The following is an 11,044-nucleotide window of genomic DNA, read 5'->3' as shown; positions in this document are numbered from 1 at the left end:
GCGTTGATAAATCCTATTCTTAGAAGACAACGCTCACGCCAAATCGAGGTTAGCTCCCTCGCACACACCAGCATTTTCAAATAATATTCTTTGTCAGTTTGGTTGTTGCGGGTCATGATCCGTCCCCACGGGCTTTCTTCTTCCCTTTTTTCGTCGCTTTCTTCTTTCCAGCCGATTTCGGCGACACGTCTTTGACGAATCCATATTGTCCGTCGACGCTCATAACCTTGAGTGCCTTCATGCTCCGCATCAGGCTGATACGGGAGAACAGCGGTAGGTTCGCCGACAAGGCGGTCTTGTCCTTGTGCGTTACGATGGCGAAAACGACGCGAAATTTCTGATCGTCCAGCGGCGCCGTAAAGCCGTCGAAATCGGCGGCTGAAACCTTACCCTTGATTAACGCCCGAAGCTTTTTGTCAGATTCAGGTTCCAGCTTGAGAAGTTCAATCGCATTGGTGCCCTGATTAAATAAATGACTCAATTGCGACGAAAACGTCGAGACTTTGACGTGGTGGAATACGGCTAGGTCGCCATCGACGCTATACAGATCGCACGGCTCAACCGCCGTCTGACCGGGCGGGCCGATACTGGTAATGTCCAGGCAAACATAGGAGGCGTCGGCAGCCGCGACCGCTTTATTGTAAGCGCCTTCACCCTTGTGATTGTAATCGGGCAGCGCCAAATCCGCGCATAACGGGTCGAGATAGGCGGAGAGCTTGTCGACATATTTCGTTTCGACTTTATACCAGTTGCCCTCATTCACGTGATAGACATCGGAACCACCGGCGAGCGTTGTGTCGTAGATCATGCATTTTAGAATGCTGTGCCGGTCGCGTGCATTGCCGTCCTCGTCGGTCAGGATCAGGGCATGACGTTTGAGAACGTCGATATCGACATCGTTAAGCACAACTTCCCGGCGCTCCAGGTAATCATAATACCGTCCCATGAAGACATCGTCGTAGACGAGCCCGCGTCCGGCACCGGCAAACGTCGCACACACGTTGTCGCGATAATCGACGATATCCGGCACAGCCAAATAGAGGTTCTCATCCTTCTCCCGAAAGGCTGTAAGCAAGCTTGCATTAAGCTCATCGACCACCACGGGGTCCCGAACGGGTTCAATGTTCTGAATATCCGGAAACGTGGTTCGGTAGGCGTCGCTTGCGTACAGTTCCAAGAGCGTCTCGCACAATCCGATCAATTCGTCGGCAGCAACCGCCGTACTGATGCGGAGATTTGCCGCGCCGGTCGCATGTTTGAAAAGTTCCTTGTGTTCGTCCTTCACCTTGCCGGTGAGGCTTTTGAGGATCGTGCTGTCACGGTCGAAATCAAAGTAGGTGAGATTCGAATCCACCGGCATTTGTGTGCGTTGCCGCCGCGCCGCGCCGGGCTCGAGAACATCGGTGCTCTTCAATTTATTAGGGTCGAGGCTGTTCAGCGTGACCCTCAGACCGAAATCGTACTCGTAGCCCGCATCTTTCAGATAGTGAAACACATGCCCGAACGATAGAGCGAAACATCGCTCCCCTACCGGAAGGAAAACCAGCGCGCCCTTGGTGACCTGGCGTAGCGGCTTACGGACACCGAAATAACCTGTCCACCAAGGCTCGCGCGGCGCATTGTCGAGCACGAATAGCGTTGCACCTTCCGGGAGCCCTGTCGCGTCAGCGCCCACTTCCATTCCGTGATCGTCCTTCAGGGCATTCGTCGCGTTTAAACCGTCCTTAAGCAGATAGATCGAAAATGACCGCGCCTTGCTCATGCTGTTTTCTCCCTTAATTTGACCCGTCGCTTGCCGGTCAGGAGTTGCTGCATGAGTGCAGCTTTTTCCGTCTTGAGCGCTACGAGTGTGTTTTGAAAATTCTCCGTTTGTAGTTCAGTCGTATGAATGACATCCGCTATTTTCTCTTGCTCGGGTTTCGTAGGAAGCGCAATTGGCGCATTGGCGATTGACCCGGTAGTTAGGCCGAATCTTGTCGCTCCATTCGCTCTCGAAGCGAAATAATTCCGAGTATGCTGGTTCTCAAAATAAAATTTAAGATATCGTCCGCATGTATTCGCATCTGGGCGAATGATGGCCAAATGATACCCGCAAACAAGATCAGGTGCGGTCTCTGCCACGTAGGTAGGAACGGCTATATCATCCGGTCTCTCGGAATCTTTGGTTATCAGTACGTCGCCAATTTTTAGGCTAAATTTTTTTACTTGATCCGACGTAGCTGTCGATTTCATAAAGGGCAATGAACTTATAATCGTGTCATGAGCATATACGTCGGTGTAGTTGCACAGACGAATTTGAGGTTCACTATCGACAGATTTTTTGTCGACATTGGAGATGATGATATTAGCAACGTCACCCAAACTCGTGACTTTAGGATCGGAGTTCAATTTAAGAGAATCTGTCGGGCTTTTAATTAATAGCTCTTGGATCAGCGCCGTTTTTTGCGCTTGGCTATTAGCTATCAGATTTTCGACAGTCTCGATCGCCCGATCCCATGTCATGAGAATTTCGGCGATTTTCTTTTGCTCTTCGCAGGGTGGGACAACTATCTCCGATCTTACGAATTCGGCTTGCCCCAAGGTTTTGTTTCGTCCGGCGCCGCCGGGTGAAGCTAGTGTAAGAACATGTTTTCCGTATTTTGTTCTGAATAAATAAGTCAGAAAATCGAGATCACAGTGTCCAGGCTTTGGGCGATACATGGGAAACCGGTGCGAAGCAATTTTCCCAATATCATTGGCGGTCGTTTTTCCGACGGCTTGTTCCCAAGCGAATACGATATTGACGACAAAGCAATCGGGTTCTACCCAGAAAACGCGCTTATTTCCCAGCGCCGTACCTGAAACTGGTTCCTTATCAAACAGCCCTTTGCCATGTGAACGAATACCAATTTGAAAATAATGTTCATCGGGCTCGACATGCACGGGGCGAGCGACCCGCTCTACCAATTCTCCAATCGGAACTTTTGAGAAGCCTTCAGGAACCATAGCCCAGCTCCTTTAAATACCCGTCCATCTTGGCTTCTAGGTCTGCCAGTTCGGCCTTTAGGGTTGCGCGTTCCTTGCGAACGGCGACAAGATCGATTTCCGGCTCTTCCTCGAACGTGTCCACGTAACGGGGAATGTTGAGGTTGTAGTCGTTTTCCTTGATCTCTTTCAGGCTCGCCAGATAGGCATATTTGTCGATGGCGTTCCGCGCCTGATAGGCTGTGACGATCTTGGCAACGTTCTCGGTGGAAAGTAGGTTCTGGTTCTTGCCGGAAACGAATTCACGGCTGGCGTCGATGAACAGCACTTTTTTGTCTGATTTGTTTTTCCTGAGAACCAGAATGCAGGCCGGAATACCGGTGCCGTAAAAGAGCTTTTCCGGCAGGCCTATGACGGCATCGAGCAGGTTTTCGTCAATCAGCTTGGTGCGGATTTTTCCTTCCGCCGCGCCCCGAAACAACACGCCATGGGGGGCAACGACCGCCATGCGTCCGGTTTTGGGTTTCATGGTTTCGACCATATGGAGGACGAAGGCGTAATCACCCTTGGTCTTGGGCGGTACGCCGCGCTGGAAGCGCTTGTACTTATCGTCTTCCGCCTTGCCGTGTCCCCATTTATCGAGACTAAAGGGGGGGTTGGCGACGACGACCTCGAAGTGTTTCAGGCCACCGTCCTTGTTCAACAGTTTCGGGTTACCAATCGTGTCGCCCCATTCAATCCGGTGATTGTCTTCGCCATGCAAAAACATGTTCATTTTGGCGAGCGCCCAGGTGCTGCCAATGGCTTCCTGCCCGTAGAGTGCGTATTTCTTCGATCCGTTGAAGTTTCTGACGACCTGCCGACCGCATTTCATCAGCAACGAGCCTGAACCGCAGGTCGGATCGCAGATTTCATCGCCTTCCTGCGGTGCCATCAGTTCTGCCATCAATTCGGATACTTCAGGCGGGGTGTAGAATTCTCCGGCCTTGCGCCCGGCATCGGCAGCAAAATTCTTGATGAGGTACTCATATGCATTGCCGATGATGTCGAGCTTGCCGATACGGCTTGGCCGCAGATTCAGTGCGGGCTTTGCGAAATCTTCCAGCAGGTGGCGCAGCAAGTCATTTTTCTGCTGCTCTTCGCCAAGGCGGTTTGAATTGAAGCTAATATCCTGGAACACGTCCCGCAGCTTCGCGATATTCGCTTCCTCAATGGCATGAAGCGCCTTGTCGATGCGCTCCCCGTTGCCAGCCTCGTGCCGCCGCCCGTGGAGAGCGTAAAAGCTTGCGCCCTCGGGGAGGACGAACCGCTCGCTCTTCATCAGTTCGATTATCAGCTCCGGGTGGTCGCCGTGTTTTTCCTTGTAGGTGTCATAGTGATCCTGCCAAACGTCGCTGATGTATTTCAGGAACAGCATCGTCAGGACAAAATCCTTGTAGATGTCCGGCGAGACCGTTCCCCGGAACGTGTCGCAGGCGTTCCACACCGCCTTGTTGATTTCGTCCTGTTTAATTTCAGCGTTCATTGTCTTGAACTCCTCTCTTCATAAAGAGCCCAAGAGCAAGGGCATCCAGTTGTTGTTGACGGTTTAAGGCGAGGCGCTCGAAAAGCGCGCGCTCACCATGGGCTGCATTTGCAAAGGCGATGATCGCCGATTGATGATCGATTGAGGGAAGCGCGATGCACAGGCTTTGCAGCGCCTGTCTGCGGATATTTCTGATGTGCGAACCCGTTGCCACTGCGTCCAATTGCTTTTGAGCGGGAGCTTGGTTGATCTGCCATGCAACGAAGGCTGGCAAGGCGTGCGCGCGGTTGATGGCTGACAAGACGAAAAAATGCGGTGAGCACACGGCGCGCTCGGGCGGTCGCTCAACGTGTAAGGCGTAGTTATTAGCTCCCCGCGCGGCGAACAATACGTCGCCATCTTCAAGCCAGCGAGGCGGCTTCTTTGGTGGTAGCTTGACCCGAACGGCCGACGGCCAATCGACTCCACTCGCCGCAGTGGTGTTGCGCATTTGCACGACAGGCGTATCCCCGTTCGGCTCATCACGAATCGCTTCGCGAAAAGGGAAGCCAGCCGTCACGTTGGCGAGCTCGGAAATCTTAACGAAATTTACTGCATCAATGTTCATGATGCAAAATATAGCCAAATAAAATCACCGCGTCAATATAATTTTTGCATCAATGTCTATGATGCAAAAATATTTTGCATAATTTTACATCAAGAGTCTGTTTGACTCAAATATAGCGCTATAGTACTATAGTACTATAGTCCAATAAAGGTAATAGAAAGGCAAAGACATGCAAACAATCGAAATCGATTTTGAGGTTTTTAAAGAATTGACCCTGAGGCGAGAGACAGAGGCAACGACATATAATGACGTGGTTCGCGCGCTGCTTGGACTTGGAACAATGGATGGCAAGGATAAAGCAGAGAGAGCATCTGAAACGTGGCTCTCCAAGGGGGTCGCATTCCCTGTCGGAACCGAGTTCCGGGTTCGTTACAAAGGCGAAATGCATTATGGCCAAGTCCAGCGGGACGGCTTGAGCGTCAATGATGTGGTTTCGGCAAGTCCGTCGGATGCCGCCCGCCTCATTACCGGAAACAACGTAAACGGCTGGCGGTTCTGGGAATGCAAATTCCCCGGCCACGGTAAGTGGCAAAAAATCGATACTTTAAGAGATCATTAAAGGAAAAGTAGCCCGACCAAGATTGGCGCGCCCTTCGGGCCGGGCTCTCGTGAACCGAGCCGCCAAACAGGCGTCTCGGCCATTCCGGCTTCAATCCCTCGCGCAAGGCTTAGGGCACGCGCCCTCAGCGCACTCCGATAAAAATAGACGGTCTCCCGAGGCTCGCTTTGCTGCGCCCGCCGTCGATTGTTCCCTCCGTTTGCACACCCCGTTCTCGGCGAAGGCCAAGGGTTGCTATTACGCAACCCCTAGCCCAAAGGAGAAGAAGGAAATGTACTATAATTATTCATTCAAGGAGTGCGGCGATGAAAGAGGCGCTCCCTCTGAGCACGAGATTAACCTTGCCGATCCCGATAGGTTCCAATTCGGGAAATGGTGCGAACGCGCCCAGCGACATATTGGCGAAGGTGACATATCGGCGTCCTACAGCTCAGACCGCATCGGTATCGGCGAACCCATCCGGCAACCGTTTCGCTGGAAAGCCGCATTTTGGGTGAATTCAGGCAGATGGTACCGCAACCATGAGCAGCGGATAGAGGCCTATCAACTCATCCCCCTTGACCTGTTCGAGGGGGAGGCACGCCGCTATGCGGAAATCGTCGCTGATGGAGACGCGGCCAGACGCAGCCCCTTGGGGTTTTATCATGGGATAAAGGTCGAGCATGGTGGAAAACTCTATGTGCTCATCGGGAAACCGCAGATTTTTGCCCCTTCAAACGCCGAGCAGTTTTCCCTGTTCTAAAGATATCCCCCTTTAGCGATCAAGACTTGGGACATCACGTGATCGAGTGCGGCGGCGAGGTCGGTCTTCCGATTGTGTGCGGCGGTGTTCCTTGAACGCTTCACGGCGGGCGGCGCGTTCCGCCTCAGCATCCGCTTCCATGTTGTGAAAGACTTTTGCGTCTTCGGTCAGGCTGCGGGTGACCGTCTTGTTTTCTTCGCGTTGCTGTATCCGCTCATTAACGACCGTGCGGCGCTGCGCCAGTTGTGCGGCGGTCAGGTGATCGCGCTCTTTCCGGTCTTTTGTCTGCGCGGTCTCGGCTTCTTGGGCATTGCGCTCAAGCGTGCGCTTGCGTTCCCCCGTCAGACGATCCAGCAAGCCCAAGAGGCCACGCCGGATGCGCTTCTGGCGGTCTTGCTCCTCCGATTGCTGACGAAGGCGCGCGGCCTCTTTCTGAGCGTCCCGCTGCGCTTTCTGTCTGGCCTTGATTGCTTCCCGCTTGGCCTCAGCATCCTTGCATTCACGCTCTTCCTTCTCCGCGACTTCGCGTTGGAATTCCTCCATCTTGGTATGCATGGCACGGGCGATATTGATTTTGGTATCCGCCACGGACGGCAGCGCGTCCATATCGCCTAGGCGTTCGCGCACCTCTCTTGTCTTGATGCCGACGCGCTTGGCAATGTTGTGAACTTCCCCGTGATGATCCACCGCCACATAGCCACGTTTATCGCCGCGCGCGAGCCAATATCCGCGCTCTTGCAGGGCATGTGTGAAAGCCGCCTTAGAATCTGAAATCGCCCAAGCATCCTGAAACGCCGCCTTGATGCCGCGCGGGTCTTGCCCGATGCGTTTGGCTTGTTGCCATTCGGCAAGTGTGAAATTGCGCGGATCGCGTTCACCACTCACGGCCAGACCGCGCGGCATTTTCCAACCATGTTCAAGATACAAATCGCGCGATATATCCTGCATCTTGCGTTTGGAATGGGGCAGCGGGATTGCCTTCATTTCCTCGACATCAATCCGGCTCCACACCGCATGGGCGTGGCGGCGCAATTCACCGTCATCACCGTGCTTTTCATGAAAAACGACAGCGCGGGGCTGGCCGCTTAGGCCGAGCCTGGATTCCGCACGATCAACCGCGCTGATGAACTGATCATCGGAGACATCTGTGCCTTTAGGCGGGTTGAGGCTTAGCGAAAAAAGGAACTGCTTACACTTGGTTCCTCGGCTGATCGCGTAGCTTTCCTGAAACGCGCCATCAAGATCATCAGCAACGAAGCCCCGCAGTTCCGCCACTTCGACGCGCTCGTTTTCGTGTTTCATCAAATGGCTAGCGAGATCGCGTGCGCCGCCACGCTGATTGCCGACAAGGATCATTTGACGTTCCCCGCCTTCAGTCCGAGCGCTTTCACCAGCATTCCCCGCATATCGTGAATATCTTCGCAGGCTTCATTGAGCGCGGTAAGATCCTCATCCTTCAATTCAAGGCGATCAGCTTTCGCCGCCACAGCCAATAAGAACAGGCAACGCACCTGTTCCGATTTTCCCAACATGCCGAGCACCTGCCCCAGCAGGGCATAGTCGATGGAGGGTGCGCGAGACGGCTTGCGGCGGGTTTCTTCATCACCGAGCAGTTTTGCGCGAACATAAGCCCCAAGCGGCTTATTTCCCGCCCTACGCTTAAGAACAGCTCGTTCATCCCCACTCAGGCGAATGGAGAATGGCGCAGGGCGCTTAGGCTTCACCGCGCCCGAAGAATGGTCAAAACTTCGCTTAATGGAAGAGCTCATGGCGACGGCTCCTCCCATTCAATGGGGATATCTCTTTCCAGCGCCTTTAGTTGGTGTTCCCAGTCTGCTAGTTCTTGAAAGAGGGAGTTCAACGATTCTCCCTCAGGCAGCACCATCGCTTCAATCCTCGCTTTCAGCGATTTAATAATCGCGCCAAAAAATCTCATTCCGTAAACGTGTTTCGGAATGCTGTCCGCAACTGCGTTTTGCGGCTTCGATTTGATGCTTTTTAAGCGACTATTCCGATGACAGTTTTTCGATCATAGGCTGACTAACGGCGTTTCTCCTGGGGCGAGACCAGGTCGTTCCCTTTTCGGCAGAACTTGGCCATAAATTAATGGCGTAAGTGAAGTCTGCTCACCATCAAAACTCCAAAAATGGAAGAATTTCAGGTCGTCTCAACACGATTCCAAGTGCCTGTTTAGGAGCTATATTTCTCAGATTTCCTGAGAAATATAGCTGTCAGGAAAATTCGTACTCACCTTCGAAGATGGACGGGTTCAGGAATATCCTCTCCCAGAACAGGTTTCGATCGACTTCGGATAGTTTCGCTTCTTCGCACGTGTTCTGCCATTCTGTGCGCACGACATGAATAGTGCCATTTCGGGATCTGTTGCTATTCATTTTGGGCGCTTTGACAGTGAAGAAGTGTAAGCCATAGGCTCACTTTTTCACTGTCAAAGTGCAACCAGCCTATCCACTTAGTGTTGCCTTTCAATTTTTTCCAAAATGTTGCGTTGAAAAATTTGCTCAGCACGTGAGAATGAACTCTTCAGACCCATATCAGGGTCCGCGTTGTGACGAATACGCTCGCCAGAGGGACGAAGCCTTAAGTCTACTTATGGGGGGCCCAGTCATTACAATCGTAGCCGTAGTATACCGCAGTCGCTTTTTCCAATTGGTCACGTGTCAGAGTTAAAAGTGCCATTGCGGGGGCTTCTATGAACCATCAGATTGCAAAGGAGCATCACAACACCTGATTCTCAAGTAGATGAATGTTAGTCTCTTTCAATCATAAGTGTTGTTGAATTAACTTGACCCGTCTGAGGTTCATTCAACCATGATGATATGGATTTTGAGCGGGAACGGTAGGACGGGTGACGATGCCTCCCGGGGTCAAAGTTTGACGCCCATGATAGGGCCGCTTTAGTTCTGTCTGTTGGTAAAAATCCGTGTATTTTCGATGGGATGACATTAATTACGTGAAATCGCACAACATAAAAACGTGCAATTCAACAACATGATGGACTTGTCATGGAACGACACCATATACTTGTAATGACACGACATAAAAAACTTGATGTGATCCCATGGCTACACCAAACGAAAAGCTCGCCGACTCCCTAAGCGCCTTGCAAGAGCTGCAAAGCGGGGGGCGGCGTATATTCAAATCCAGCGACCTGAGCCGCGTTCATCGTGAGCGGCTCCTGCAGCATGGGTTCCTGCGTGATGTCATCAAGGGCTGGCTCATGTCGACCGGGCCGCAGGCGCAGCCCGGTGATACCACCCCGTGGTACGCCTCCTTCTGGGAATTCTGCGCCCGCTATTGCCGCGCCCGGTTCGAGAATGACTGGTTCTTGTCCCCTGAGCAGTCGCTGTTGCTTCATGCCGAAGTGACCGCGATTCCCCGGCAGGTGATCATCAACAGTGCCAAAGGCGCAAACAACAATCTGGAGCTTCTGTTCGGCACCTCGCTCTATGACCTTAAGGTCAAAAAGATACCGTCAGGAGAAGATTTGGTTGAGAGAAACGGCGTGCGTCTCTACGCGCCTGACGCCGCCCTTGTGAAGGTCACCGAGTCCTTCTTTCAGCGCGCGCCCATCGAGGCGCAGGTGGTGCTGAGTGCCGTACGAAATGTGTCCGGCATCCTGAGACGGTTGCTCGATGGCGGCCATTCCGCGGTGGCGGGACGCCTTGCCGGGGCTTTCCGTCGCGTGGGCCGCGATGGTTTCGCCGATGAAATCGTCAAGACCATGAAAAGCGCCAGCTACGATGTGCGGGAGAGCGATCCCTTTGCCACGCAAACCCATGTTCCGGCGGTCGTTGCAGGCGTGGCTCCCATTGTCGCCCGGCTCAATGCCATCTGGGAAAGCCAGCGCGGGCCGGTCATGGAGATATTCCCCAAAGCACCGGGCATACCGGCTGATAAGGGCCGCTACATGAAGTTTGTCGAGGACATCTATGAGAGCGATGCCTACCACTCCCTGTCCATCGAAGGCTATAGCGTGACGCCCGAACTGATCGACCGAGTACGGCAGGGCGGATGGAATCCTCAAATCGATGAAAAGGACAGGCAGAGCCGCGACGCTCTTGCCGCGCGCGGTTATTGGCAGGCCTTTCAGAAAGTGAAGGATTCGGTCGCCGCCATTCTAGACGGCGCACAGCCCGGCGCGCAAGTGCTCGACCAGCACCTGGACTGGTATCGTGAATTGTTCGGCCCGTCTGTCGTGGCGGGCATCTTGAAGCCCAGCGCCCTTGCCGGGTATCGCAATCACCCCGTCTATCTGCGCGGCTCGTCTCACGTGCCGCCGCGTTCCGAGGCCGTGCCCGAAGGCATGCAGGGGCTCTTCGATCTGCTGGAAAAGGAAACCGAACCCGCCGTGCGCGCCGTGCTGGGGCACTGGCTTGTGGGCTACGTCCATCCTTATCCTGACGGCAACGGGCGCATGGCGCGGTTTCTGATGAATGCCATGCTGGCGGCGGGCGGTTATCCATGGACGGTCGTGAGAGTGGAGGATCGCAACGCCTATCTCGCAGGGCTTGAGACGGCGAGTGTCGACATGGATGTCAGGCCGTTTGCCACGTTCCTGGCAGAGCGGGTGCAATGGTCGATGGAGAAGGCGACGTGAAAGCGTTGATGTCATATGTTTAATTGGAG

General features: G+C 53.5%; 9 protein-coding genes. 3 read left to right on the top strand and 6 right to left on the bottom strand.

The features are described from left to right. Positions 1–112 precede the first annotated feature (112 nt). Genes RIC05_RS12455 through RIC05_RS12440 form a run of 4 tightly spaced genes read right to left on the bottom strand, consistent with a single transcriptional unit; the run spans position 113 to position 5,096 of the window. Positions 113–1,762, bottom strand: coding sequence for a DUF6119 family protein (locus RIC05_RS12455; protein WP_350048494.1), 1,650 nt, complete (start codon positions 1,760–1,762; stop codon positions 113–115). Then, positions 1,759–2,985, bottom strand: coding sequence for a restriction endonuclease subunit S (locus tag RIC05_RS12450; RefSeq protein ID WP_350048496.1), 1,227 nt, complete (start codon positions 2,983–2,985; stop codon positions 1,759–1,761). Before RIC05_RS12450 ends, RIC05_RS12455 begins: the two co-directional genes overlap by 4 nt. After that, positions 2,975–4,489: a type I restriction-modification system subunit M gene (locus RIC05_RS12445; RefSeq protein WP_350048498.1), complete on the bottom strand. Its 1,515-nt coding sequence runs from the start codon at positions 4,487–4,489 to the stop codon at positions 2,975–2,977. The genes RIC05_RS12450 and RIC05_RS12445 overlap by 11 nt, the downstream gene beginning before the upstream one ends. Beyond that, on the bottom strand, positions 4,479–5,096 hold the full coding sequence (locus RIC05_RS12440; protein WP_350048500.1) for a restriction endonuclease subunit S: 618 nt from the start codon (positions 5,094–5,096) through the stop codon (positions 4,479–4,481). Before RIC05_RS12440 ends, RIC05_RS12445 begins: the two co-directional genes overlap by 11 nt. A gap of 169 nt (positions 5,097–5,265) precedes the next feature. Between RIC05_RS12440 and RIC05_RS12435 the strand changes: the two genes are divergently transcribed. Together RIC05_RS12435 and RIC05_RS12430 are read left to right on the top strand one after the other, a co-directional pair. Beyond that, positions 5,266–5,655 (top strand): hypothetical protein, encoded by a 390-nt coding sequence (locus RIC05_RS12435; protein WP_350048502.1) that lies wholly within the window; start codon positions 5,266–5,268, stop codon positions 5,653–5,655. Between the two features lie 271 nt (positions 5,656–5,926). Beyond that, positions 5,927–6,397 (top strand): hypothetical protein, encoded by a 471-nt coding sequence (locus tag RIC05_RS12430; RefSeq protein ID WP_350048504.1) that lies wholly within the window; start codon positions 5,927–5,929, stop codon positions 6,395–6,397. 12 nt (positions 6,398–6,409) lie between these two features. On the opposite strand, the gene RIC05_RS12425 is transcribed toward RIC05_RS12430, so the two are convergent. Both RIC05_RS12425 and RIC05_RS12420 read right to left on the bottom strand, forming a co-directional pair. Then, complete coding sequence (locus RIC05_RS12425; protein WP_350048506.1) at positions 6,410–7,753, bottom strand: relaxase/mobilization nuclease domain-containing protein; 1,344 nt, start codon at positions 7,751–7,753, stop codon at positions 6,410–6,412. Then, on the bottom strand, positions 7,750–8,166 hold the full coding sequence (locus RIC05_RS12420; RefSeq protein WP_350048508.1) for a hypothetical protein: 417 nt from the start codon (positions 8,164–8,166) through the stop codon (positions 7,750–7,752). The genes RIC05_RS12425 and RIC05_RS12420 overlap by 4 nt, the downstream gene beginning before the upstream one ends. A gap of 1,310 nt (positions 8,167–9,476) precedes the next feature. On the opposite strand from RIC05_RS12420, the gene RIC05_RS12415 reads away from it, so the two are divergent. Then, positions 9,477–11,015, top strand: a complete 1,539-nt coding sequence (locus RIC05_RS12415) for a Fic family protein (RefSeq protein WP_350048510.1) — start codon at positions 9,477–9,479, stop codon at positions 11,013–11,015. Positions 11,016–11,044: the final 29 nt, after the last annotated feature.

It is taken from the genome of Thalassospira sp. (assembly GCF_040218635.1).
GTDB lineage: Bacteria > Pseudomonadota > Alphaproteobacteria > Rhodospirillales > Thalassospiraceae > Thalassospira.
Note: the sequence above shows the minus strand (reverse complement) of the source record. Positions and strands in the feature narration are given on the sequence as shown.